Here is a 25,100-nt window from a genome sequence, read left to right as displayed (position 1 = left end):
GGCCTTCTCCGTTGCGCTGTGGTATTTCTGTAGGTCTGACGACAATTGGGTAAGGGACATCCAATGCTGCGAATACTCGGTAAAGCCTCATCGATCAACGTGCGCAAAGTGCTGTGGACTTGCGCTGAATTGCACATTCCTTTCGAGCGCGAAGACTGGGGGTCGGGCTTCAAATCGACCAACGATTCGGCGTTTCTCGCGCTCAATCCCTGCGCCATGGTGCCGGTGATTCAGGACGGTGATTTCACGCTGTGGGAATCGAACACGATCATTCGTTATCTGGCCGCACGGTATGACGGTTCGCACCTCTATCCGACTGACGCGCAAACCCGGGCGCGGATCGATCAGTGGATCGACTGGCAGGCGTCGGAGCTGAATCGCTCGTGGTCGTACGCCTTCATGTCGCTGGTGCGCCAGTCGCCCGACTATCAGGACAACGCCGCGCTGGCGAACGGCATTGAGCAATGGTCGAAGACCATGGCCATCCTCGACCGGCAACTGGAAAAGACCGGCGCCTACGTCAGCGGCGAACAGTTTTCTCTGGCGGACATTCCCATCGGACTGTCGGTGAACCGCTGGTTCGAAACCCCACTGGCTCACCCGGATTTTGCCGCGGTGAAAGCCTATTACGAGCGCTTGAGCCTGCGTCCCGGCTACTTGCTGCACGGTCGCAACGGCACGCCGTGATCGAGGTTATTTGCTTTTGAACGCCTCACGCCGCGCCTGCCGTTCGGCGGCGTAGGCGGCTTGTGGCTGGCTGATCAGATCCTCCCGACGCAACGGTTCGCCGCAGTGCTCGCACAGCGGCCCGAGGCCGGCGTTGTGGTTGCAGCTTTTGTGGGTCATGTTCACTGCAAGCCCCTCTTCCGGTGTTTTGCACCAGGTTTCTCCCCACGCCCGCAACGCAATGATCACCGGATAGAACGCCTCGCCCTTCGCGGTGAGGTGGTACTCGTAGCGTTTCGGTCGCTCGTTGTACAAGCGGCGCTCGACCAGCCCATCCGCTTCCAGACATTTCAGACGCGCGGCGACCATTTGCGGCGTACCGCCGGTCTGCGCCTGAATCTCGTCATAGCGATGATTGGCCATGAACAACTCGCGCAAAACCAGCACGGTCCAGCGGTCGCCGACGATCGTTTCGGCCCGGGAAATCGGGCACAGCGTGTCGGGAAGACTATCGTTTACTGCCATCAGGGCTTGCCTCTTTTACAGTTACTATGATTATCATATCTACACGATGCCGGGACAAGCCCTGTGCACCGATAATCCCATTGCCGGAGCAAGCCGCCATGTCGAATACCGCCTACCCGCTGGACAGAACCGCCTATCTGCTGGTCGATCCATACAACGATTTTCTGTCGGACGGCGGCAAGATTTTCCCTTTGATCAAACCGATGGCTGAACAGAACGGCCTGCTCGACAACCTGCGCAAACTCGACCGCACGGTGCGCGAGCTGAACATTCCGGTGGTCATCGTACCCCATCACCGCTGGGAAAAAGGCGACTACGAAAACTGGGATCACCCGACTCCCACGCAATGCAAAATCATGCACATGCATCATTTTGCCCGCGGCGAATGGGGCGGTGAATGGCACCCGGATTTTGCGCCGAAGGACGGCGATATCGTGGTTCAGGAGCACTGGGGTTCCAGCGGTTTTGCCAACACCGACCTGGATTTTCGCCTGAAGCAGCAAGGTGTCACCCACGTGGTCATCGTCGGCCTGCTGGCCAACACCTGCATCGAAGCCACCGCGCGCTATGCCTCGGAACTGGGCTACCACGTCACCCTGGTCCGCGATGCAACGGCGGCCTTCAAAGCGGAAATGATGCATGCCGCCCACGAACTCAACGGCCCGACATTCGCGCACGTGATTGCCAGCACGGACGAACTGATTGCTCGACTCAAAGCCCAGGGTGAAGCGCAATGAATCTGACCGGCCACTTGCTGATTGGCGCGGCGGATGTCGCCGCCACCGAAGGCACGATGAAAGCCCTGAATCCGGCCACTGAACATTTGATCGAACCGGACTTCGCTTTCGGCGGTGCGGCACAGGTTGATCAGGCAGTAACACTCGCCGAGGCGGCGTTCGACCGCTACAGCCATACCTCGTTGGCCGAACGCGCGGCATTTCTCGAGAGCATCGCTGACAACCTCGACGCAGTACGCAGCGAACTGGCGGCACGCGCGGCACTGGAAACCGGACTGCCCGAAGCTCAGCTTGAGGGCGAAGCGTTGCGAGCCGCGACCCAGTTCCGCCAGTTCGCCGATGTGGTGCGCCGGGGCCGCTTTCTGCAATTGGCCATCGACCCGGCGCAACCCGAACGTCAGCCGCGCCCACGGATGGATCATCGCCTGCAAAAAATCGCCATCGGCCCGGTGGCGATTTTCGGCGCGAGCAACTTCCCGATTGCCTATTCGGTGGCGGGCGGCGATACCGCGTCGGCACTGGCGGCCGGGGCAACGGTGATTCTCAAGGCACACAACGCGCATCCCGGTGCCTCGGAAATCCAGGCCCGCGCCATTCGTAAAGCCGTGCAGGCGCATGGCTTGCCCGAAGGTGTTTTCTCGATGGTGCGCGGTGGCGGCAATGCCATTGGCCAAGCGCTGGTCGATCATCCGCTGATCAAAGCCGTGACCTTCACTGGCTCCGAACCGGGTGGCATGGCGCTCTATCGCCGCGCGCAGTTGCGCCCTGATCCGATCCCGGTGTTCACCGAGATGACCAGCGTCAACCCGACCTTCATCCTGCCCGAGGCACTGGCGGCTCGCGGCGCCGAGATCGGTGATGGCTTTATCGAACGCATGCTGGTCAACGTCGGCCAGGCCTGTTTGTGTCCGTCGATCCTGATCGCCATCCGCGGTGCGGGGTTTGATCAGCTGCGCGACGCCATGCGCAAACGGGTCAGCGAGGCACCGGCAAGGACAATGCTGACGCCGGGCATTCATGGCGCCTACGTCGAGGGGCTGATGGCCATGGAACGTGCCGGCGCGCAGCTGATCGCGGCAGGCACGCCGGCTGATGCCACGCTCGCCGGACGTGCTGCGTTGCTGGAAGTCGAGGGACACCAATTGCTCGCCGAACCAGAGTTGGCCCTCGAAGTGTTTGGTCCGTCGGCGCTATTGGTTGCTGTCAACGATGAGGCCGAGCTGCTGGCCGTCGCCCGTTCGTTCAAGGGTCAGCTCAGCGCGGCGATTCACCTTGAAAGTATCGATCTGGAAGTGGCGCGGCGCCTGCTGCCGATTCTCGAACGGCACACCGGACGCATCGTAGTCAACGCCTTCGCCCACCCACAGGAGGTGACCTTCGCCACCGTACACGGCGGGCCGTTTCCGGCTACATCGGACAGCCGCTTCACGTCGGTCGGCATGACCTCGATCGAGCGCTTCTTGCGGCCCGTGGCGTATCAGGGGTTTCCCGATGAGTTGTTGCCAGAGGTGTTGCGCGAAGGGAATCCGCTGAATCTGCCGCGCAGCGTCGACGGGCAATAACGGCGATCCGGTGCGCGGCAGCTGCGATCAAGCATCTGCACGCACCACCCCGCGCTCTTCCAGCAAGCGCACAAACATGCTCAAGCTGCGCGACACCGTGCCCCGCCGCCACACCAGCCAGGTGGTCAGGTAGCGAAAATCCGCCGCCAATGGCCAGACGCTGACGGTCGCACTGCCGGGCATGCTCTGGAGCATTTTGCGCGGCATCAAGGCCAGCCCGGCACCCGCACTGACACAGGCGAGCATGCCGTGGTACGACTCCATTTCGAAGATCTTGCCCGGGACCGCCGCGTCGGTGCTGAACCATTTTTCAAAGTGGTGACGGTAGGAGCAGTTGGAGCGGAAGGCATAAATGTTCTCGCCGTTTACGTCCGCTGCGCGCTCGACGGGGGCGTGATTGATCGGGGCGATGATGACCATTTCTTCCTCGAACGCCGGCACGCCTTCCAGCGTCGGATGCAGCACCGGGCCGTCGACAAAGGCTGCGGCCAGGCGCCCGGAGAGCACGCCGTCGATCATTGTGCCGGACGGCCCAGTGGACAGGTCGAGGTCGACTTTCGGGTGCAACTGATTGTACGCCGCCAGCAATTCGGGAATGCGCACCGCCGCCGTACTTTCCAGCGAACCCAACGGAAAAGCGCCCTGCGGTTCCTCCCCCGCCACCGTCGCCCGCGCCTCTTGCACCAGATCGAGAATGCGCCGTGCATATTCGAGAAAACTCCACCCCGCCGGCGACAGACGCAAGCGGCTTTTCTCGCGAATAAACAGATCAACACCCAGATCCTGCTCAAGCTGTTTGATCCGCGTGGTCAGGTTCGACGGCACGCGATGGATCTGCGCCGCGGCGGCGCTGATGCTGCCGTGCTCGGCAACCGCTTTGAAGATTTCCAGCTGCACCAGATCCACAGTCATTCTCCATTCGTGAAAGAAACGATCTTTATTATTCAGTTTCCAGAAAACAAACACCACCCTACTCTAGGCTCATCCGACGAACATGCAGGACGACGCCATGAGCCAGATTTCCAGCCAGACCCACGCCATCTCGATCAACCCCGCCACCGGCGAGCAGATCGGCCACTACGCGTTTGAATCCGCCGCCGCCCTCGACGCCGCGCTGACCCGCGCAGCTTTCGGCTTCGGCAAATGGAAGCGCAAGCCGTTGCAGGATCGCTCGCGCTTGTTGACCGCGCTGGCCGCTGCGCTGCGTGAAACCAGCGATGCCATGGCGACGATGATCACTCAGGAAATGGGCAAGCCCATTGCTCAGGCCCGTGGCGAAATCGAAAAATGCGCCAAGCTCTGCGAGTGGTACGCCGAGAATGGCCCGGCGATGCTCGACGCTGAGCCGACCCAGGTTGAAGGCGGCAAGGCGCGCATCGAGTACCGTCCGCTCGGCCCGATCCTCGCGGTCATGCCGTGGAACTTCCCGATCTGGCAAGTGCTGCGCGGTGCCGTTCCGGCGTTGATCGCCGGCAACACTTACGTGCTCAAACATGCGCCGAACGTGATGGGCAGCGCTTATCTGTTGCGGGATGCCTTCACCCGCGCCGGTTTCGCCGAAGGTGTTTTTGAGGTGATCAACGTCACTCCGGAAGGCGTTTCCACGGCCATCGCTGACCCGCGCATTGCCGCCGTGACCCTGACCGGCAGCGTACGTGCCGGCATGGCCATCGGCGCTCAGGCCGGTGCCGCATTGAAAAAATGCGTGCTGGAACTCGGCGGCTCCGATCCGTTTATCGTGCTCAACGACGCCGATCTGGATGAAGCAGTGCAAGCCGCTGTGATCGGTCGCTACCAGAACTCCGGCCAGGTTTGCGCCGCCGCAAAACGCCTGATCATCGAAGAAGGTGTGGTCGAGGAATTTACCCGCAAGTTCGTCGAGGCTACGCGTAAGTTGAAGGTCGGCGATCCATTGTCCGCCGAGACCTACATCGGCCCGATGGCGCGTTTCGACCTGCGTGATGAACTCGACCAGCAAGTGCGCGACACCCTGGAAGAAGGCGCGACGCTGTTGCTCGGCGGCGGCAAGTCCGAAGGTCCAGGCAACTACTACGAGCCGACCGTACTGGCCGATGTCACCGACCGCATGACCTCGTTCAAACAGGAACTGTTCGGCCCGGCCGCTTCGATCATCACCGCCCGCGATTGCGCGCATGCTGTGGCCCTGGCCAATGACAGCGAGTTCGGCCTGACCGCAACCATTTACACCGCCAACGTGGCACTGGCGCAGCAACTGACCAGCGAACTGGACACCGGCGGCGTGTTCATCAACGGCTACTCCGCCAGCGATCCACGGGTGACCTTTGGCGGCGTGAAGAAGAGTGGCTTCGGTCGTGAGCTGTCGCACTTCGGCGTGCGCGAATTCTGCAACGCGCAGACCGTGTGGCTGGATCGCAAATAACCCAGACACCGGAAAACCCTGTGGGAGCGAGCCTGCTCGCGATAGCGGTGCATCAAGCGATGAAGATGCTGAATGCACCGGCCCCATCGCTGGCAAGCCAGCTCCCACAATGACTGCGGTGTAACCACTGATGCTGCAGACACCCTGAAACCCTGTGGGAGCTGGCTTGCCAGCGATCGCGGTGCATCTGTCGAGGTTTATGCCAACTGATAGTCCGCTTTCGCGAGCAGGCTCGCTCCCACATTGGGTTTATGCGGCAGCCTGTTGTGGCTCTGTGACGCTGCGATCCTTGCTCAACAAACCCAGCACCACCGCCGCCGACACCAGCGTGATGACCGTCAGGATGTGCAGCAGATACTGGAACGCTGACGCATACCCTTCCACCAGACGCCCGTTGGCCAGCCCCGGAACAGTATTGATCGCATGCGCCATATCACCCGTGGTCACCCGGTGCGCGGTCTCGGCAATCAGCGACGCCTCGGCACTGCCTGTCACCGCGTGTACGGCACTCGACAGATCAGCGTGAAGCAATGACGCCAGCATCGCCGCGACAATCGCCAATGCAATCCCCTCACCCGCCACTCGCACGGTGCTGAAGATGCCCGCCGCCATGCCTGCGCGCTCTTTTGGCACGACACTGACCGACAAACCATCCATCAGCCCCCACGGCAAACCGGCGCCAATGCCGATCAGCAGCATCGGCACCACCAGCGCAAATTTCGCGTCACCGACGTTGTACAGACTCAGCCAATGCAGGCCCACGGCAGCAATCAGGAACCCCGCGCCAGACAAGATGCCAGCGGAAACAAAACGCGCCAGCGAGGCCGCCAGCATCGGCACCACCAGCATCGGTGCGGACAACGCCAGTAGCAGCAGACCGGCATCGATTTCGCTCAAGCCCTCAACGCCGATGAAGCGCAGCGGCAACATCACCACCAGCACGATGTAGCAGAAACACGTGCCGATCGGCAGCATCTGCACGCCAATGAATCGCGGATAACGGAACAGGGTCAGATCGAGCATCGGCCGTTCGACACGCGTTTCGACGATCACAAAAGCTGCCAGCAACAACGCCGAAGCGCCTAATAAAGTGATCACCAAAGGACTGTCCCAACCACTGTCCGGCGCCTGGATCAGGCCAAACGTGAACAACGCCAGCATTGCGCTGAACAGCAGCGTGCCCGGCCAGTCCAGCCCCTTGGCATCGGGGTCGCGGGTTTCGCGCATGCGCGGCAGACCGAAGACCATCGCAATCATGCCGATCAACGCGGTAAAGACAAAAATCGCCCGCCAGTTGAAAGCCTCGATCAGCGCACCCGCCACCAACGGCCCGAATGCCAGACCAATGCCGAACGTCGTGCCAAGCACGCTGTACGCGCGAGTCCGGGCATGCCCTTCGAACTCTTGCGCCAACGCCGCCGAACCGCTGGCCAGCGCCGCCGCCCCAGCCACACCTTGTACGGCGCGCAACACATCCAGCCAGAACACCGACGGCGCCAGACTCTGCGCAAACGAGGCAGCGGTGAACAGCAACATGCCGAAGGTGAACAGGCGTTTGCGTCCGTAAACATCAGCCAATGCGCCGGCGGCCATCAGCAAACTGCCGAACGTCAACATGAACGCGTTGGTGATCCAGGTCAGCGCCACCGGGCTGCCGCCCAGATCGCGACCAATGGCTGGTGTCGCCACCGCACCGCCGGTAAAACTGAGGGGCAGGACCAGAGCCGAGAGGCACACGGCCGCGAGTATGAGCAACTTGTCGCGCGCTCCGTGCGGCTGAGTCATAGAAATCATTCGTTCCATCCTTTGAGAAATCACAAAGCTGCGCTGCGCAGCGAATAAGGCGCGAAATACACAGAAAAATCCACCGAAGTTTGCGCACGAAAAAGATGAGAGCGAGCAGCCTCGCTCTCACAGCTCCGGCGTTCAGTTAGCGAAATCGGTAGACAGCGCCAGCTCATTCCACTCGGCCAACTCCTGCGCCACCAACCGATTCTTCGCCTCGATCCGCGCCACCGTGTCACTGCCCAGCGCCAGGCGTTGCGGCGGGTTCGGTGCATTGACCAGCGCCAGCATCGCCTCGGCAAACTTCAGCGGATCACCCGGTTGTGCATGATTGGCCGCCTCGGCAAACGCACGCATCTTGCCAACGGTTTCGTCATAGTCCGCCAGCTCAAGCCGGGTTTTGATCAGGGACTGCTCATCAAGGAAATCCGTGCGAAAGAAACCCGGCTCGACCACCGTGGCTTGAATGCCCAGCGGCGCCAGTTCCTGATGCAACGCTTCGGTGATGCCTTCGACGGCAAATTTGGTCGAGCCGTAAACGCCCCAGCCCATGTACGCCTGATAACCACCGATCGACGAGATGTTGATCACCCGACCACTGCGTTGCGCCCGCATATGCGGCAACACCGCGCGGGTGACGTTGAGCAGGCCGAACACATTGGTCGCGAACAAGCGCTCGGTCTCGCTGGCGCTGGTTTCTTCGACGGCGCCGAGCACACCAAAACCGGCGTTGTTGATCAGCACATCGATACGGCCAAAACGCTTGATTCCTTCAGCAACCGCTTGGTGCGCTTCGTCTTCACGGGTGACGTCGAGACGCAACGCCAGCAGGTTCGGTTGCTCGCCGAGGCGCTCGGTGATGTCTTGCGGGTTGCGCGCGGTAGCGATGACCGCGTCACCGGAACGCAGGGCCTGCTCGGCGATGAGAATGCCAAAACCACGGGAAGCGCCAGTAATGAACCAGGTACGCATAACAACTTCTCCTGTTAGAAACCCTGACATGGGTGCCGGGCCTGTTTGATAAGTTGAAGCGACTTTAAAGCCATGTTACTGATGCGATAATCCCAACAATTTTGCATGACTTTGTGAAAGGCATTCACAGATGAAATCACCTTCGGCGGCGGATCTCAGCGTTTTCCTGTGCACCGCGCAGCACCTGAACTTCAGCAAAGCGGCCATCGAACTCGGCCTGAGCCCCTCCGCTCTTAGCCATTCAGTGAAGGCGCTGGAAAATCGCCTGGGCGTGCGTCTGTTCAATCGCACCACCCGCAGCGTGGCGTTGACCGAGGCTGGCGAGCGCCTGTACGCGCGATTGAAACCGGCCTTTCGCGACATCGACGATGCGCTGGAAGATCTCAACCATTTCCGCGACAAACCCTCGGGTAATTTGCGCATCACCTGCGGGCGGCAAGCCTGCGAATTGGTGTTGCTGCCGATTGCCAGTGAGTTTTTGCAGGTGTATCCGGACATTCGTCTGGAAGTGGTCGAGAGCGATGCGCTGCTGGATATCGTCGCCAATGGATTCGATGCCGGGGTGCGCTTCGGCGATCGCCTGGAGGCCGACATGGTGTCGCTGCCGATTGGCCCGACAATGCGTTCAGTGGTGGTCGGCTCACCGGCGTTTTTCGAACGCTACGCGGCACCGCAAAAACCCGAGGACCTGCACGGACTGCCGTGCATCCGCCACCGCTACCCCAGCGGTTCGATGTACCGCTGGGAGCTTGAGCGCGGTGGCATTGCCCAGGAAATCGAAGTCAACGGCCCGCTGACCCTCGGCGATGTCAGCCTGATGGTCGGGCCCGCGCTGCAAGGGCTTGGTCTGGCTTATGTGTTCGAAGACATGGTCAGCGAACACCTGGCCAGCGGGCGGCTGCTGCAAGTACTGGCTGACTGGTGCCCCTGGTATCCGGGTCTGCACCTGTACTACCCGAGCCGGCGTCATGTGCCGGCAGCGCTCAAAGCGTTTATCGACTTCGTGCGCAACCGGCGCTAGACGTTTACAGATACTTCAGCCAGGCGATGTCACGGCGACGGGCCTTCAACGCCGAGAACCAGCGCACCGCCGGGAACAGCGCAATCGCCAGAAAAACGGCCGCCAGCCAGATCGCCGAGACGGACGAAAAACCGAAATAGCTGCCCTGATTCAGCCCGAACAGGGCCACGCCGATCAGGTACAACACCTTCAACGCGTACAGATGCAGCAGGTAGAAAAACATCGGTGCCGAACCGAAAACGGTTAGCCAGCGAATCCAGCGACGATCCTGTAACCGCTCGAACGCCAGTAGCAGCAACAGCCCGACGCTCACCGTCAGTGCGATAAACAGCAACGACGGTGGGTACTTGGTGATGTTGAAAAAACTCATCAGGGTTTGCAGCAGCGTGTCGCCCACGGCCCATGGTTTCTCGCCATAACCGTTGATCAACCGCAACCCGACAAAACCCAGCAGTCCGGCGCTACCCGCAATCAGCAGATGCTGTTGACGAAACCCCGCTTCAACGCCGCGAGCAAACCACGGCCCCAGTGCATAACCGAGACCGATCACACCAATCCACGGCAACAACGGATAGGAGGTACGCAAACGCAGGTTGTCGCTGACGTCGATCCAGCCGCGATCATGCAAAATCGCCCACGGCACATGCAGCGCCGACTCCACTGGAAAATGCACGGCGTCGAGCAGGTTGTGCCCGGCAATGATCATCAGGCTCAACGTCAGCAACAGCCAGCGCGGCAGCCAGACCAGGAGCGACAAGGCGATCATGCTCAAGCCGATCGCCCAGATCACTTGCAGATAAATCACGCTCGGCGGCAACTGGAACGTCCATGCGAAGTTCACCAGCGTGAATTCCAGCACCACCAGAAACAGACCGCGCTTGAACAGAAACGCACTGACATCGGCCTTGCCCGCGTACTTTTCACCGAACAACCACGCCGACAACCCGGTCAGCAAGACAAACACCGGCGCGCACAGATGCGCCAGAGTGCGGCTGAAAAACAGTGCCGGCTCGGTGCTGGCAATGTCCATCGGGTCACTGACCTGGCGGTGCAGCAAAAAGGTTTCGCGCACGTGATCCAGCAGCATGAACAGAATCACCAAGCCTCTGAGGGCGTCAATGGACAGCAGCCGGCCAGTGGTCAATGGGGCAGAACGAGGGAGCACAATCGTCATAAGCGTTTCGCAATCGAAAGGAAAACAACAGGGGCCACAAGGGCTACCCCTTAAAATTTGCGTTACCTTATAACATCAAAAAACAAAATCCAAACCCGGATCGACCGCGATATTCGGAAAAAACCCAGCTGATCGCGCCGCGCCATTTGCCCAATAGCCTCAGGCTTCTATAGTGATCAGGTCTCCCTTGCCCTTGCGGCCTGCTGTCGAGCGTTGTCCATGGTCAACACCGAACACCTGATCATTTGCGAGCACTGCGACTGCGTGTACGAAAAAGCCGTGCTGGCCAAACACCAGAAAACCTTGTGCGTGCGCTGCGGCGGCGTCCTCCAGCGTTTCAACGGTCTGAGCGTCGAACAGCGTTTGGCCCTGACATTCACGGCGGCGATGCTGTGGCTGTTCGCCAACTTCTATCCGGTGATGAGCATCAGCCTCAAAGGCCTGAAAAACAGTGCGACGCTGTGGGATTCGGTGCTGGCGCTGAGTCAGGGACCGATTACCTTCATGGCGATGGTCGCGGCGATTTCGATCATCATTGCCCCGGCGTTTCAACTGGTGCTGCTGGTCTGGGTGCTGAGTTTCGCCCTGTCCTCCCGACGCGCGCCGGGCTTCAAGCTGTGCATGCGCTGGCTGGAAACCCTGCGGCCGTGGAGCATGCTCGAAGTGTGCCTGCTGGGGGCGATGGTGGCGGTGTTCAAACTGGCCGGGTTGCTCGACGTGTTGCCCGGCATCGGCCTGTTCGCGCTGGCCGTGCTGAGCTTGATGATGATCAGGATTGCCGGCCGCGACATCCGCGACCTCTGGGACATTTTATGAAACGGCCACCGACCGCCAGCGAACTCAATCTGTGCTTGTGCCACAGCTGCGGACTGGCCTGCGACATGACCGACGAGCCGCATGAATGTCCGCGTTGCGACGCGCCGCTGCACCGACGCAAGACCAACTCACTGACTCGTACCTGGGCCTACATGCTCGCGGCGCTGGCGTTTTACGTGCCGGCCAATCTGCTGCCGGTGATGAACACCACCATGCTCGGCAGCGGCGCCGACAGCACGATCATGAGCGGCGTGCTGGAGTTCTGGGAGCACGGCGCGTGGGACATCGCCCTGATCATTTTCATCGCCAGTATCGCCGTGCCGGGAGTCAAGTTCGTCGCCCTCACGCTGCTGCTGATGACCGTACAACGCGACAGCGCCTGGGCGCGCAAAGAACGTTCGAAGCTGTACCGCTTCGTCGAGCTGATCGGCTATTGGTCGATGCTCGACGTGCTGGTGGTGGCGCTAGTCGCAGCATTGGTGAAGTTTCAGGCGCTGGGCGATATCGAACCACGACCGGGCATTCTGTTTTTCGGCCTGGTCGTGGTGTTTACCATGCTCGCGGCGATGAGTTTCGATCCGCGCCTGATCTGGGACAAGGACACGGGCGACACCCTCAGCGACGCTGAACCTCAAGCAACACCTGCAACGGATGACGCAGTGCCTGATCCGACTGGCGCTTGACCTGACTGCGGCAGGAATAACCGGTCGCCAGTGCTTCGCCCTGCTCCGCCGGCGCGTCGACCTGACGGGCCCACGACTGCTCGTAGATCACCGCCGAGGTCTGGCGATTGCGCGCCTCGTGGCCGTAAGTGCCGGACATGCCGCAGCAACCGGTGGCCTGGGTGGCCAGCTTCAATCCTGCGCGTTCGAACACCTGTTCCCACTGTCGGGTCGCGGCCGGGGCGTTGGTTTTCTCGGTGCAATGGGCGAGCAGTCGGAACGTTACGGTTTTATCCTGCGCCGCCTGCTCCGGCATCACCTTGAGCAACCACTCCTGCACCAGCGCCACTTCCGGGCATTGCTGCATACCGGGGACTTTCAGGTATTCCTGGCGATACACCAGCGTCATCGCCGGATCGAGGCCCAACAACGGCACGCCCACATCGGCCAATTCGCGCAACTGTCGGGCATTGCGCAGTGCCGCGCGGTTGAACGCCGAGAGGAAGCCCTGCACATGCAATGGCTTGCCGTTGGCGCTGAACGGTGCGAGATACACCTGATAGCCAAGGCGCGAAATCAGCTCGACCAGATCGGCCAACAGTGGCGCTTCGAAGTAGCGCGTAAAGGCGTCCTGCACGATGACCACGCTGCGCTCGCGTTGCGCCTCGGTCAGCGCCGACAGACTCGACACCGTCGCCGGTTGCACCTGCCAACGGCGCATCGCCGCATGGAAATCAAAACGACTGAGTAACGGCACGTCGATCATGCCACCGACCCGTTCCAAGCTGCTGCGAACAAATGAAGCGCCCATCAAGCCGTTGTACAGCGCCGGAATCCGCGCCATGTACGGAATGCTGTATTCCAGCGAAGCAATCAGATAATCGCGCGCCGGACGCAGATAACGGCTGTGATACAGCTCGAGAAAGCGCGAACGAAACTCCGGCACATTGACCTTCACCGGGCACTGCCCTGCGCAGGATTTGCACGCCAGGCAGCCGGCCATGGCGTCGTAGACTTCATGGGAGAAGTCTTCGGCCTGCGTACGGCTGTTGCGCCAGCGCTGCCACAAGGTGCTGAAAAACGCCGGTTTGCGAATGGCATCGGACAACACGTCGACACCCGCCTCGCCCTGCAAACGCAGCCACTCGCGAATCAACGAGGCGCGGCCCTTGGGCGATTGCGCACGCTCGCGGGTGGCTTTCCAAGACGGGCACATCGCATCGTCAGGGTCGAAGTTGTAGCAGGCGCCGTTGCCGTTGCAATGCATGGCGGCGCCGTAGTCCTGCCAGACTTTTTCGTCGATCTGCCGATCCAGTTCACCGCGCAAAGTCACTTCGTCGATTTTCAGCAGCGCCGCGCCGGTGTTCGCCGGGGTGGCAATTTTGCCCGGGTTGAACTGGTTGAACGGGTCGAACGCGGCTTTCAAGGCTTGCAGGGCCGGATACAGCTCACCGAAAAATGCCGGCGCGTATTCCGAGCGCAAGCCTTTGCCATGCTCGCCCCACAACAGGCCGCCGTAACGTTGGGTCAGTGCCGCAACGCCGTCGGATACCGGACGCACCAGCGCCGCTTGCTGCGGGTCTTTCATGTCGAGAATCGGCCGCACGTGCAGCACGCCCGCGTCGACGTGACCGAACATGCCGTACTGCAAACCGTGGCTGTCGAGCAGGTCGCGTAACTCGGCGATGTACTCGGCCAGGTGCTGCGGCGGCACCGCAGTGTCTTCGACAAACGGCTGCGGGCGCGCTTCACCGGCGACGTTGCCGAGCAGGCCTACCGCACGTTTGCGCATGCCGTAGACTTTGTTCACCGCTGCGTGGCCGACCGCCAGCGTGTGGCCCAAACGCTCAACCGTGCGGTCGCTGCTCAAGTGTTCGACGAATGCTTCGACCCGGCGCTGCAAATCCTCCGGATCGTCGCCGCAGAACTCCACCAGATTGATGCCCAAGGTCGGGCGCTCGGCGCTTTCCGGGAAATACTCGGCGACTCCGTGCCAGACAATGTCCTGCATCGCCAGCAGCAAGACTTTCGAGTCGACGGTTTCGATCGACAACGGTTTGAGCGCCATCAAGGCGCGGGCGTCGCGCAACGCGTCCATGAACCCGGCGTAGCGGATGTTCACCAACATCGTGTGTTTGGGGATCGGCAACACGTTCAGACGCGCCTCGACGACAAACCCCAGCGAGCCTTCAGCACCGCACAGCACGCTGTTGAGGTTGAAACGGTTGTCCGCCTCACGCAGATGCGCCAGGTCATAACCGGTCAGGCAGCGGTTGAGATCGGGGAAACGCTCTTTGATCAGTTCACCCTGCTCATCAATGATTTGCCGGGCACAGCGGTAGACTTCACCGACGCGATCGTCGCGGGCACACAGCGCTTCAAGCTCAGTTTCCTCAAGGGGCAAACCGTGCAGGCGCTCGCCACCGCGCAGGACCATATCGAGTTCGAGCACATGGTCGCGGGTCTTGCCGTAGGTGCAACTGCCCTGACCGCTGGCGTCGGTATTGATCATGCCGCCGACGGTGGCGCGGTTGGAGGTCGACAGTTCCGGGGCGAAAAACAGCCCGGCGGATTTCAGCGCAGCGTTGAGCTGATCCTTGACCACCCCGGCCTGCACGCGCACCCAGCGTTCCTCAACATTGATTTCGAGGATGCGGTTCATGTGCCGCGACAGATCGACGACGATGCCATCGGTCAGCGATTGGCCGTTGGTGCCGGTGCCACCGCCGCGCGGGGTGATCACCACTTGCTGGTACGCCGGTTCGGCGATCAGTCGTGCGACCCGTGCCACGTCATCGGCATCCATCGGAAACACCGCCGCTTGCGGCAGGCGCTGGTAGATCGAGTTGTCGGTCGCCAGCACCACGCGGCTGGCGTAATCGGCGCTGATTTCACCGCGAAAACCGCTGTTCTTCAGGGCGTTGAGGAATTGTTGGTAATCGCTGGTCAGGACTTTCGCGGGGGACAGCTGGGCAATCATCGGTCAGGTTATCTCGGTCAAATCGGGCCGTGTGGCGGTGAACAGTTGTACGCAACGAATGATTGCGTCAGGCTCCGCCATCTCATGGTGCCCATGTTCATTGCTGGCGAACGCCGGGACAACCGTAAATTCGACCCGCTATTGATGACTTTTACGAATGAATCCGCGCACGCTCACCCCTTCCATGTCGTTATTGCTGGCTTTCGAGGCCGCCGCCCGCCACGAAAGCTACACACGCGCCGCCCATGAACTGTCGCTGACGCAGAGTGCGGTCAGCCGTCAGGTGCAGATTCTCGAGAAGATGCTCGGCATGCGTTTGTTCAGCCGCGAAGGCCGGCAAGTGGTACTGACCGATGTCGGGCGCATGTATCAGCGCGAACTCGCCGAAGCGCTTGGGCAGATTCGCAGCGCGACGTTGCAGGCCATGGCATTTGGTTCGGGCATTCACAGTTTGCGCCTGGCGACGCTGCCGACCTTCGGTTCGAAATGGTTGCTGCCACGGCTAAAGGATTTCTACACCGCGCATCCGGGCATGACCGTGCATTTGCATTCGCGGATCGAAGCAATCGACTTCGATACCAGCGAAATCGATGCGGCGATCTGTGTTGGCGGCGGGGACTGGCCGGGATTGACTGCCCTGCCCCTGCATACCGAAGAATTGGTAGTGATCGCCAGTGCGCAGTTGTCCGACGCCGAACGCGATGACGCCCAACAGCACATCGCCGGGCAACTGCTGCTCAATGTCAGCAGCAATGCTCAGGCCTGGGCGGAGTGGTTCAGTCATCACGGCTTGCCGCACCGCAGCATGCGCATCGGCCCGAGTTTTGAAATGACCTCGCACTTGATTCAAGCGGTGCGGGCCAATATTGGCGTGGGGCTGGTGCCGCGAATTCTGGTCGAAGATGAGTTGTTGAATGGTGAACTGCTGCAACTGGGTGAACCAATTACCAGTCGCCGCAGCTATTACCTGGTATATCCGCCGCGCAATGAGAATTTGCCATCGCTGAAAGCGTTTCGGGATTGGCTGCTAGAAACGTTGTAACCGTGAGGACGCCAATCGCGAGCAGGCTCACTCCTACAGTTGGAATGCGTTTCCCTGTAGGAGTGAGCCTGCTCGCGATGGCGTCAATTCAGACACCTCAAAATCTCGGCTTGATCGCCCTCCAATCCGGCTTGTAACGCTGCATCTGCCGCACATCATCACGCTGGCGAATCCCGCACGTCAGGTACTGATCATGCAGCTTGCCCAACTGATCATGGTCCAGTTCCAGCCCAAGCCCCGGCGCCCGGGTGATCTTCACGCAGCCATCGACAATCGGCAGTTTGCCGCCCTTGATCACTTCTTCGTCCGGTTCCTGCCACGGGTAATGGGTGTCACAGGCGTAATCCAGATTCGGCACCGCCGCCGCGACATGCGCCATCGCCATCAGGCTGATGCCCAGGTGCGAATTGGAATGCATCGACACGCCAACGCCGAATACATCGCACATCTTCGCCAGCGTTTGCGTGTCGCGCAGGCCGCCCCAGTAATGATGGTCAGCAAGGACGATCTGCACGCTGTTCTGTGCAACGCTGCGACGGAACTCGGCGAAATCGGTGACCACCATGTTGGTCGCCAGCGGCAGACCAGTGCGCTTGTGCAGTTTGGCCATGCCGTCGAGGCCCGGGGTCGGGTCTTCGTAATATTGCAGATCATCGCCGAGCAATTCGGCCATGCGAATCGAGGTTTCCAGTGACCAGTTGCCATTCGGATCGATGCGCAGCGGGTAGCCGGGAAAGGCTTTTTTCAGCGCCTTGATGCACGCCACTTCATGCTCCGGCGGCAACGTACCGGCCTTGAGCTTGATGCTCTTGAAGCCGTACGCCTCGATCATCCGCGCAGCTTGCGCAACAATCTGTTGTTCGCTGAGTGCTTCGCCCCAGTTGTCCGGTTTATAGGGCGAATCGACATGCTGCGCGTACTTGAAGAACAGATAGGCGCTGAACGGTACCTCATCGCGAATCGCGCCGCCGAGCAGGTCCACCAGCGGCACATTCAGGTAATGCGCCTGCAAATCGAGGAAAGCCACTTCGAACGCCGAATAGGCATTGCTCACCGCTTTACTGGCGTGGGAACCGGGGGCCAGTTCGGCACCGGCGAGACTGGCAGGTTTGTTCGCGGCAACGGTCGCCTGGACGATGGCGCGCAACTGGTTGAGATTGAACGGGTCGAGGCCGATCAGTTGCGCCTGCAATTGCTGCTGGATCGCCAGCGCCGGGGCATCGCCATAACTTTCGCCGAGGCCGATGTAGCCGTTGTCGCTTTCGATCTCGATGATCGAGCGCAAGGCGAAGGGTTCATGAATGCCGCTGGCGTTGAGCAGCGGCGGATCACGGAAGGCAATCGGGGTCACAGTTACGCGGGTGATTTTCAAGATAACGCTCCTGACAGATCAACAATCAATTCAATGGCTCGCGGCCGGGCTGGCCGTCACAACAACGGCGGTCTCGTCATGGGGCTTTGCCAGGGATTTACCCTTGGCACCCGGCGCGGTGCGGGCGAAAAAGATCACCACCGCAGCGATCAGCGACGTCGCCGCCAGGCCATACAGTCCGCCCTCAATGGAGCCAGTGGTTTCTTCGAGGAAGCCGAACGCCGTCGGCGCAACGAAGCCGCCGAGGTTGCCGATGGAGTTGATCAGCGCGATCACCGCAGCGGCGATACGCGCATCCAGATAGCTTTGCGGAATCGGCCAGAACAACGCCGACGCAGCCTTGAAGCCGATGGCGGCGAAACAGATGGCAACGAAGGCGAAGATCGGCCCGCCAATGGTCGACATGAACATGCCGATCGCCGCGATCACCAGCGTCAACGCCACCCACGCCTGCTGGAATTTCCACTTGCCGGCCATCGCCGCAAAACCGTACATGGCGACAATCGAAATGATCCATGGGATCGAATTAAGCAGGCCAACCTGAAAGTCGCCGAGATTGCCCATTTTCTTGATCATGCTCGGCAGCCAGAACGTCGCGCCGTAAATGGTCAGGGCAATGGAAAAGTAGATGAAGCAGAACAGCGCAATCTGCCGGTCCGCCAACAACTTGAACATCGACGGCTTGGCTACCTGTACCGCCTCACGAGCGCGCTGCTCCTCGGCAATCGCCGCCACCAGCGCTTCGCGTTCCTCTTCGCTCAACCACTTGGCCTGACGCGGATGCGATTGCAGCCAGAACCATACGAATGCGCATAGCACCACCGACGCCGCGCCTTCGATCAGGAACATCCACTGCCAGCCATGCAGGCCCAGACCGCTGATATGCAGCAGCGCACCGGACACCGGGCCGGAGATCACCGAAGCAATCGCCGAACCGCTGAGAAACACTGCCATGGTCTTGCCGCGCTCGGAAGCCGGCAGCCACTGGGTGAAGTAATAAATGATCCCCGGAAAGAACCCCGCCTCCGCCGCGCCGAGAATAAAGCGCAGCACATAGAAACTGGTTTCACCTCTGACGAACGCCATGGCCATGGCAGCGGCACCCCAGGTGAACATGATCCGCGTCAGCCAGACCCGCGCGCCGTAACGTTGCAGGAGCATGTTGGACGGCACTTCGAAAAGCGCATAACCGATAAAGAACAAACCGGCGCCGAGACCATAAGCCGCAGCGCCGATGCCCAGATCGGTCTCCAGGTGACTGCGCACAAAACCGATGTTGACCCGATCGATGTAGTTGACGATGAACATCACCACGAACAGCGGCAGCACGTGGCGCTTGACCTTGGCGGCGGCACGGGCGAGCACCGTGACGTCCAGCGGACTCTGGAGGGTTTTCAAGGGCGACTCCCGATCTTGTTTTTTTAGGGATGGCGTGAAGCGTTGAGCCGATCATGGACGGGGTCATTGATCCCGTCTAATCTAACTTGGCATTCGATTGATACCCGGATTAGATCAATGTTCGAACTGACCCAACTGCGCTGCTTCACCACCGTCGCTACCGAACTCAACTTTCGCCGCGCCGCCGAACGGCTGAACATGACGCAGCCGCCGCTGAGCCGGCAGATCCAGTTGCTCGAACATCACCTCGGCGTCGAGCTGTTCACCCGCAGCACCCGCAGCGTCGCGCTGACCGCCGCCGGCCGTGCTTTTTTCATCGAAGCCCAGAACCTGCTGGAACGCGCGCAGCAAGCGGCAGTCACCGCCCGGCGGTTTGCCGAAGGCGACATTGGTTCGGTGAACATCAGTTTTGTCGGCAGCGCGGTGTATGAGTTTTTGCCCAAGGTGATCGCCGAGGCGCGACTGAAACAGCCGCAGGTGAAAATCGATCTGACGGAGATGAACACTTACCAGCAGCACGAAGCCCTGCGCGCGCGACGCATCGATTTGGGCATCGCCCGTGCGCCGCTATTGGAGCCTGGCTACGCGACTGAATGCCTGGTGCGTGAACCGTTTGTACTGGCGGTGCCGAGCGGACACCCATTGGCGTCGGCGGCTGAAGTGGCGGTCAGTGATCTGGATAAACAACCGTTCCTGATGTACTCCCATGCCGCGTATCCGCCATTCAACGAATTGCTCACCGGAATGCTGCGCTCAGCTCGGGTCGCGCCGGATTACGTGCAGTGGCTGGGTTCATCACTGACGATTCTGGCACTGGTGAATGCGGGCATGGGCCTGGCGTTGGTACCGCGCTGCGCCACCAGTGTGGTGTTCAAGAATGTGGTGTTTCGCGATATCGATCTGGGCGAAGGCGTGCAGAGCGAGCTGCATCTGATCTGGCGGGAGAACAACGACAACCCGGCGTTCGCGATGTTGCTGGAAGCAATTCGCCGGGCGGTGGCTGAGGGTTGGGGCTGAAGAAATACTAGTTCTTCAGAGGTGGTGGAGCACTGGGTGCCTTGGGCTGCGCATTTGCCACTGGCTTGCCATCTTTCGTGTAGCGACGCGCTACCCATTCCGGCATTGGTTGCGGTGCTCTGGCTGTCATAAAGAAACCTCCGATTTCGGGCCGAATTCGACCCACTTGACCTTCCCGGAATCTATCAGCAAAAACTCAGCGCCAAAAGGCACTTCTGCCCCTTCGGCATCCAGCCAACAGGGATTTTGCATGACGAACTGGCCACTGCTGGACTCCGGCGGCCACTCCACCGGCCAGCCAAAAACGCGCCTTTCATCGTTCAAATGTAGCGTGACCAGACGATGATGTTGGGCAAAAACGCTGAACCATTCGCTGGGGTAGGAAGTTTGTTTCGTGACATTTCGACTGCGTAACCAGCCATGCAATTTGTCATTCGTGGCCAGGTAGCAGGACAGCAACCCGAGCGTCACCGACACAACGAATGCCCATATCGTTTCGGCCTTGGCATCCCAACGTCCTACAGAAAAGCCTTTCGAACCCACCCACAAACACAAAGAGCCAATTCCCCAAACTGCTCCCTGAATCACAAACGTGAAAATCAGCGCCTGCACAATCTGCCCGAACGTATCCGGTCGCTTGAACGCCGTCAGCGAGTAAAAAATCCACGCCGACAAAAACCCGGGAATCAAGTACTGCAACAACGGGATAACTTCTTTGACCAGATCATCCATGATCCGCGACTCCTTGAAAGACCGGCCGATCTGACTATCGACCGCCCCTTAAAAGCCTAGTGCACACGGAAAAAACCCTTCGTGCGCAACTGTCACCGTTCATTTCGCGAATCAAATCCACACCTTTCAGCCTCCAGGCAGCCAAAAAAAAGCAGAAACCGACGATACGGCTTCTGCTTTTTTTGCCCCTGCAGGCGTCGTTACAGGCAGTCACGCACCGATTGGCGCAACGACCCGGACTTGGCCCAAGGCGGGCCCTGATACAACGAAACCCGGCTGCCGTCCTTGTATTTGACGATGTCGAGAATCTCGTCCGCCGTGATGATGCTCGGCGCGGTGATGCGGTAGCCGTTGGAAATCGATGTCTGATAAGTCTTGGCTACATCCTTCTGCCACAACGGTAATAAACACGCAGCATAGTCTTTGGGCGACTTGGCGCTGGTTTTGCTGATATTCGGCTCACCCGGCACCAGCGACGCCGGCAACGAGCAGCCTGCCAACAGGGTCAACGCCAGACTCCCGATCCATATCCGCATGGTGTATTCCTGATCTGAAAAAAAGTGAATGTAGCGTGTAAGCGGCGCTACATCCATCGTGGCACCGCGCCCTCGGCGCAATCTGCACAACTTTTCACAACCGTTCAGCGTGCTGACGAACAGGCTTTGCCCATCGACGAAAAATGCGACTACTCTTTTCTACCGAGAATGTTCTGGAGGTGATCATGCGGCTCAATGAATACGAACACGAACTTCAACGCGACCTGCAAAGCGTTGCATCGGACTTGAGATGGTCGGCGGTCGACCTGAAACGTATCGCAGAACAACTGCGCAAATCCGGCAATGAGGCAGATGCGCAAAGCGTGCTGAGATCCTGTGAGGTGCTGCAAAGCGATGAAGAACGGCTGCAACTCTATGCCAGGGAAGTGAAAGCCCGCGCCATCAGCCGGACCAAGGTCCACTAAGCCACTCTCCCCCCAAAAAACAGAAGCCCCGACAATTGCCGGGGCTCTTTCATTACAGCCAGCCTGTCAGTGGGTTTTGTGACTTTGCGCGCGCGCCGAGCGTTTTTTGTAGCCAGGCAGGGCGGCGGCGTAGGCCAGCGCTTCCTCCCGGCTGCCAAACGACGCCAGCCGATCGCCCTGAGTACAAACCCGCCATGGGCCATTGTTCACGCTAAGCACGTCATAGCCGTTCATGTGCATCTTGTTCAACATCGGCATGCTCATGGACACCTCCATTTTTTGCTAACGGTCAGATCCAGCTTCACGCTTTTACCTTACACCTTGATTCGCACGAAATACCGACCGAGTGTCGCAAGCCGCGACAGTCACGGTGTCGGCACTTTTCGCCGCTGCGAACGCTCCAAACTTCAATGAAACCTTTGCCGCAGGCTTCGGCTCAAATATTGCAGTTTTATTTCTATTTTGTGACAAGCGGTAAACAGGTAACAGATGAAAGTACGCGCAACCGTTATATGCGAGCAGGATCGCCACGTTCTCCTGGTACGCAAACCCCACTGCCGCTGGACATTGCCCGGTGGCAAGGTCGAGCCCGGAGAAACGCGAGCGCAGGCCGCCGTACGTGAATTACAGGAAGAAACCGGCCTGGATGCCGACGCCGTGCTGTACCTGATGGAACTGCACAGCGGCAGCACGCAGCACCATGTCTACGAGGCGTCCGTGCCGGACTTTGAGCAAGTGCGCCCGCAAAACGAGATCATCGATTGCATCTGGCATCCGCTGGATTCAGTGCGCAATCTGCACACCAGCGAGGCGACGCTGCGCATCGTTCAAGCGTTCCAACGGCGTTTATGAGGCATTAGCCGGCGAAGGCTCGACGACCAGCGCTCATTTCGGTGCGTAATTCACCGATGAAATTGGAAATGTCACGGATCGTGACGAGGTGCTCCGGGGAAACGCCATTCAACAGTAATTCGACGCGTCCGCTGTCCGGCTCGTACACCTTGATTTGCAAAAGGCCTTGCGAACTCGGAATGCAATCGCACTTGAACGCAGGAAAGCCGGATTCGACAATCCGGCAGATATCGTCAATGGCAAGCATGAGTGAACGCCTCGCAGGCGGGTCGATCGACTGGTTGAGCATAGATGAGCAATGTGTGCCCCGCCCGATACAAAATGCCAACCCGATCACAACTTTCCACCCTGCCCTCAGTGCGCATCGTGATCCCAAATCCAGTTCCACATTCCCGGCAAATTCACTGGCTCCGAGCTTTTATCCACGGTACGCGCCAGCGCAGCTTTCTCCAGTTCGGCGTGATCATCGTAGAAAGGCTTGTCCGCCAGCTTCACGCCTGTCGCGGCGGCGCTATCGAGCAGAATCTGCAGGTATTCGCGCGTGTGCCGCGCGGTATAGCGGTTGAGATCATGAAACGTCACCACCACCGGAATCACCCCGTCCACAGTCGGCAACTCGCCGAGGGCAATACGTTCACGGACTTCCGATAACTGCCGCAGCATGTTTGCCCGACGCCGGGGGCTGGCATTGAAGCCCCAGATCTTGCCGTCGTTGGCACTTAAATCCGTCAGCAACACGTGCAAACCGTGCTGTTGATAGGCGGCGAAGGTGCGTTTGTCGTAATTCCAGAACGGCGGGCGCAGCAACGTCGGCGGCGCCCCGGTGATGGCTGCGATATCAGCCGTGCCGTTGGTCAGTGACTCTTCGAGTTCTTGCGGGTCGAGCAAGCGATGATTGGTGTGCCAGTGAGTGGCCGTGTGAAACGCCAGTACGTGCCCCTCGTCATGCTCACGCCGCATGATGGCGCGACCGATGTCACTGTTGCCCGCTCGTGGCGCGCGCGTCTGCACGAAGAACACCGCTTTGATATTCGGCAACAGCGGATTGTCCTTGAGGCTGTCGAGCACCGTCGCCGACGGATTCCAGAAACTGGATGCACTGGGGCCATCGTCAAACGTCAACAGAAAGCGCACCGGTGCCTGGGTTTTCAGGCGTGATTCGGTTTGCGCAGTCATTTCTATCGGGGCGGCGATACAACCGGCCAACCCGAGGGCGATGAGCGCTGCACAGAGAAACTTGAATCCGGATGTCATGTTTTGCCTTGAGCACGGCGACGGCCGTCATGTTGTCGATTGGCAAAACTCCCTCGCCCTTATCCATCCTTGCGCTCCGATACACGAGCGGAGGTTGGATAAGGTACACAGGGTTTGGTTCCGGCGCTCGCTCAGTGCGCCAATGCCTGTTGAAAAGACGTGTCGATAATCCCGGCGGTGGCCAACGGTGCCGGCAGCGCTTTGACTTTGAACAGGAAGTCGGCGGTGCTTTGCAGGTCCGTCGCCGCTTGCGTATCGACCGGTCCAACCGTCATGTGCGCCTGACGTAACCAGTGGCGCGACACCTGCTGATCGAGATTGGCTTTCTTCGCCCACAGATCGGCGTACTCATCCGTATGACTATCAACCCACGCCCGTGCCTGTTTCAAACGACCGAGAAAATCCGCAATGGCCGCACGTTTGCTGTCGATCGACGGCGTCGACGCAGCGATTGCACTGAGCCCCGGCATCAGATTTTTTGCGGTCAGGATCGGCCGTGCGCCGGAGAACACGATCTGCTGGGAAATGTACGGTTCCCACACCGGGAAGGCGTCGATGCTGCCCTGTGGCAGGGCTGCGGCGGCATCAATCGGCATCAACTTGACGAAATCGACGTAGTTTTCCGGCAGACCGCCCTGCTCCAGGGCGCGCAAGGTCAACTGCTGACTCCAGGCGCCGGGCCAGTAGGCAACTTTCTTGCCCTTCAGGTCGGCGATGGTTTTTACCGGCGAATCCTTCGGCACCAGCAGCGCGATGGTGTCCGGGTTTTGCCGCGAAACGCCGATCAGCTTTACCGGCGCCTGCTTGGCGGCCAGAAACAGAAAACCGGAATCGCCCAAAAAGCCCAGATCCAGCGAGCCGGTTTGCAAGGCTTCCGCCAAAGGTGCAGCGGCCTGGAAGTGTTTCCAGTCGACGGTATAAGGCGCGTCTTTCAACACGCCGGAGGCCTCCACCGATGCACGGATGTTGTAGTAGTTCTGATCGCCGACATGCAGGACCAATGGCTCATCTGCATGGGAAAGCGGCGAGGCAAACAGTGCGGTGATTAGCGCACTGCGCAGGAAACGAGAAAGCTTCATGGGCTGACCTGCAAAGGGAAATTGCATAGACCATAACGCTGTGATTTCCTGGTTTTGAAATTCGATTAACGCATAAGCTCATCACCGTTGAT

The 25,100-nt window shown here is 59.9% G+C and carries 25 protein-coding genes; 11 read left to right on the top strand and 14 right to left on the bottom strand.

The window, feature by feature from the left end:
- Nucleotides 1-63 precede the first annotated feature (63 nt).
- Nucleotides 64-687, top strand: a complete 624-nt coding sequence (locus tag PMI23_RS17935; RefSeq protein WP_007910836.1) for a glutathione S-transferase family protein — start codon at nucleotides 64-66, stop codon at nucleotides 685-687.
- A 6-nt stretch (nucleotides 688-693) separates the two neighbouring features.
- On the opposite strand, the gene PMI23_RS17930 is transcribed toward PMI23_RS17935, so the two are convergent.
- Entirely contained in the window at nucleotides 694-1,191 is a 498-nt protein-coding gene (locus tag PMI23_RS17930; RefSeq protein WP_007910834.1) for a winged helix-turn-helix transcriptional regulator, read from the bottom strand.
- 98 nt (nucleotides 1,192-1,289) lie between these two features.
- Between PMI23_RS17930 and PMI23_RS17925 the strand changes: the two genes are divergently transcribed.
- Complete coding sequence (locus PMI23_RS17925; RefSeq protein WP_007910832.1) at nucleotides 1,290-1,928, top strand: isochorismatase family cysteine hydrolase; 639 nt, start codon at nucleotides 1,290-1,292, stop codon at nucleotides 1,926-1,928.
- Nucleotides 1,925-3,490, top strand: coding sequence for an aldehyde dehydrogenase (NADP(+)) (locus tag PMI23_RS17920; protein WP_007910831.1), 1,566 nt, complete (start codon nucleotides 1,925-1,927; stop codon nucleotides 3,488-3,490). The genes PMI23_RS17925 and PMI23_RS17920 overlap by 4 nt, the downstream gene beginning before the upstream one ends.
- A 27-nt stretch (nucleotides 3,491-3,517) precedes the next feature.
- On the opposite strand, the gene ptrR is transcribed toward PMI23_RS17920, so the two are convergent.
- Nucleotides 3,518-4,396, bottom strand: coding sequence for a putrescine utilization regulator PtrR (gene ptrR / locus PMI23_RS17915; protein ID WP_007910829.1), 879 nt, complete (start codon nucleotides 4,394-4,396; stop codon nucleotides 3,518-3,520).
- Nucleotides 4,397-4,499: 103 nt separating this feature from the next.
- Here ptrR and PMI23_RS17910 point away from each other — a divergent pair, with 103 nt between their 5' ends.
- Nucleotides 4,500-5,891: an aldehyde dehydrogenase family protein gene (locus tag PMI23_RS17910; protein ID WP_007910827.1), complete on the top strand. Its 1,392-nt coding sequence runs from the start codon at nucleotides 4,500-4,502 to the stop codon at nucleotides 5,889-5,891.
- 249 nt (nucleotides 5,892-6,140) lie between these two features.
- Here the strand turns inward: PMI23_RS17910 and PMI23_RS17905 are convergent, their stop codons facing one another.
- Together PMI23_RS17905 and PMI23_RS17900 are read right to left on the bottom strand one after the other, a co-directional pair.
- Nucleotides 6,141-7,685, bottom strand: a complete 1,545-nt coding sequence (locus tag PMI23_RS17905; protein WP_007910826.1) for an MFS transporter — start codon at nucleotides 7,683-7,685, stop codon at nucleotides 6,141-6,143.
- A gap of 132 nt (nucleotides 7,686-7,817) precedes the next feature.
- A complete protein-coding gene (locus tag PMI23_RS17900; protein WP_007910825.1) occupies nucleotides 7,818-8,648 on the bottom strand; it encodes an oxidoreductase in 831 nt (276 codons plus the stop codon).
- A 130-nt stretch (nucleotides 8,649-8,778) separates the two neighbouring features.
- Between PMI23_RS17900 and PMI23_RS17895 the strand changes: the two genes are divergently transcribed.
- Nucleotides 8,779-9,669 carry a LysR family transcriptional regulator gene (locus PMI23_RS17895; RefSeq protein ID WP_007910824.1) on the top strand — a complete coding sequence of 297 codons (891 nt, stop codon included), beginning with the start codon at nucleotides 8,779-8,781 and terminating at the stop codon, nucleotides 9,667-9,669.
- A 4-nt stretch (nucleotides 9,670-9,673) separates the two neighbouring features.
- Here PMI23_RS17895 and PMI23_RS17890 read toward each other — a convergent pair whose 3' ends face one another.
- Nucleotides 9,674-10,843, bottom strand: coding sequence for a DUF1624 domain-containing protein (locus tag PMI23_RS17890; RefSeq protein WP_007910823.1), 1,170 nt, complete (start codon nucleotides 10,841-10,843; stop codon nucleotides 9,674-9,676).
- Nucleotides 10,844-11,062: 219 nt separating this feature from the next.
- Between PMI23_RS17890 and PMI23_RS17885 the strand changes: the two genes are divergently transcribed.
- Nucleotides 11,063-11,659, top strand: coding sequence for a paraquat-inducible protein A (locus tag PMI23_RS17885; RefSeq protein WP_007910822.1), 597 nt, complete (start codon nucleotides 11,063-11,065; stop codon nucleotides 11,657-11,659).
- Nucleotides 11,656-12,342 carry a paraquat-inducible protein A gene (locus PMI23_RS17880; protein WP_007910821.1) on the top strand — a complete coding sequence of 229 codons (687 nt, stop codon included), beginning with the start codon at nucleotides 11,656-11,658 and terminating at the stop codon, nucleotides 12,340-12,342. The genes PMI23_RS17885 and PMI23_RS17880 overlap by 4 nt, the downstream gene beginning before the upstream one ends.
- Here the strand turns inward: PMI23_RS17880 and ydiJ are convergent.
- Nucleotides 12,275-15,301: a D-2-hydroxyglutarate dehydrogenase YdiJ gene (gene ydiJ / locus PMI23_RS17875; protein ID WP_007910819.1), complete on the bottom strand. Its 3,027-nt coding sequence runs from the start codon at nucleotides 15,299-15,301 to the stop codon at nucleotides 12,275-12,277. The genes PMI23_RS17880 and ydiJ overlap by 68 nt on opposite strands.
- Nucleotides 15,302-15,458: 157 nt before the next feature.
- Here ydiJ and PMI23_RS17870 point away from each other — a divergent pair, with 157 nt between their 5' ends.
- A complete protein-coding gene (locus PMI23_RS17870) occupies nucleotides 15,459-16,343 on the top strand; it encodes a LysR substrate-binding domain-containing protein (protein ID WP_042704979.1) in 885 nt (294 codons plus the stop codon).
- Between the two features lie 97 nt (nucleotides 16,344-16,440).
- On the opposite strand, the gene PMI23_RS17865 is transcribed toward PMI23_RS17870, so the two are convergent.
- The gene (locus tag PMI23_RS17865; protein ID WP_007910814.1) at nucleotides 16,441-17,715 is read right to left on the bottom strand and encodes a glucarate dehydratase family protein; all 1,275 of its coding nucleotides are present in this window, start codon (nucleotides 17,713-17,715) and stop codon (nucleotides 16,441-16,443) included.
- A 30-nt stretch (nucleotides 17,716-17,745) separates the two neighbouring features.
- Entirely contained in the window at nucleotides 17,746-19,113 is a 1,368-nt protein-coding gene (locus tag PMI23_RS17860; RefSeq protein ID WP_007910812.1) for an MFS transporter, read from the bottom strand.
- A 117-nt stretch (nucleotides 19,114-19,230) separates the two neighbouring features.
- Between PMI23_RS17860 and PMI23_RS17855 the strand changes: the two genes are divergently transcribed.
- Nucleotides 19,231-20,130, top strand: coding sequence for a LysR substrate-binding domain-containing protein (locus PMI23_RS17855; protein WP_007910810.1), 900 nt, complete (start codon nucleotides 19,231-19,233; stop codon nucleotides 20,128-20,130).
- Between the two features lie 126 nt (nucleotides 20,131-20,256).
- On the opposite strand, the gene PMI23_RS17850 is transcribed toward PMI23_RS17855, so the two are convergent.
- Together PMI23_RS17850 and PMI23_RS17845 are read right to left on the bottom strand one after the other, a co-directional pair.
- Nucleotides 20,257-20,862, bottom strand: a complete 606-nt coding sequence (locus tag PMI23_RS17850; RefSeq protein ID WP_007910808.1) for a DUF6338 family protein — start codon at nucleotides 20,860-20,862, stop codon at nucleotides 20,257-20,259.
- Nucleotides 20,863-21,062: 200 nt separating this feature from the next.
- Nucleotides 21,063-21,398 carry a hypothetical protein gene (locus PMI23_RS17845; RefSeq protein ID WP_007910806.1) on the bottom strand — a complete coding sequence of 112 codons (336 nt, stop codon included), beginning with the start codon at nucleotides 21,396-21,398 and terminating at the stop codon, nucleotides 21,063-21,065.
- Nucleotides 21,399-21,583: 185 nt separating this feature from the next.
- On the opposite strand from PMI23_RS17845, the gene PMI23_RS17840 reads away from it, so the two are divergent.
- Nucleotides 21,584-21,823, top strand: a complete 240-nt coding sequence (locus PMI23_RS17840; RefSeq protein WP_007910805.1) for a hypothetical protein — start codon at nucleotides 21,584-21,586, stop codon at nucleotides 21,821-21,823.
- A gap of 66 nt (nucleotides 21,824-21,889) precedes the next feature.
- Here PMI23_RS17840 and PMI23_RS17835 read toward each other — a convergent pair whose 3' ends face one another.
- Entirely contained in the window at nucleotides 21,890-22,087 is a 198-nt protein-coding gene (locus PMI23_RS17835) for a hypothetical protein (RefSeq protein WP_007910804.1), read from the bottom strand.
- A gap of 225 nt (nucleotides 22,088-22,312) precedes the next feature.
- Here PMI23_RS17835 and PMI23_RS17830 point away from each other — a divergent pair, with 225 nt between their 5' ends.
- Entirely contained in the window at nucleotides 22,313-22,675 is a 363-nt protein-coding gene (locus PMI23_RS17830) for an NUDIX hydrolase (RefSeq protein WP_007910803.1), read from the top strand.
- A gap of 4 nt (nucleotides 22,676-22,679) precedes the next feature.
- Here the strand turns inward: PMI23_RS17830 and PMI23_RS17825 are convergent, their stop codons facing one another.
- The 3 genes from PMI23_RS17825 to PMI23_RS17815 form a co-directional block, all read right to left on the bottom strand.
- Nucleotides 22,680-22,922, bottom strand: coding sequence for a DUF1652 domain-containing protein (locus PMI23_RS17825; protein ID WP_007910802.1), 243 nt, complete (start codon nucleotides 22,920-22,922; stop codon nucleotides 22,680-22,682).
- 107 nt (nucleotides 22,923-23,029) lie between these two features.
- Complete coding sequence (locus PMI23_RS17820; protein WP_007910799.1) at nucleotides 23,030-23,929, bottom strand: polysaccharide deacetylase family protein; 900 nt, start codon at nucleotides 23,927-23,929, stop codon at nucleotides 23,030-23,032.
- 131 nt (nucleotides 23,930-24,060) lie between these two features.
- Nucleotides 24,061-25,008 carry an ABC transporter substrate-binding protein gene (locus PMI23_RS17815; RefSeq protein ID WP_007910798.1) on the bottom strand — a complete coding sequence of 316 codons (948 nt, stop codon included), beginning with the start codon at nucleotides 25,006-25,008 and terminating at the stop codon, nucleotides 24,061-24,063.
- Nucleotides 25,009-25,100 lie beyond the last annotated feature (92 nt).

The organism is Pseudomonas sp. GM24 (assembly GCF_000282235.1).
Classification (GTDB): Bacteria; Pseudomonadota; Gammaproteobacteria; order Pseudomonadales; family Pseudomonadaceae; genus Aquipseudomonas.
Note: the sequence above shows the minus strand (reverse complement) of the source record. Positions and strands in the feature narration are given on the sequence as shown.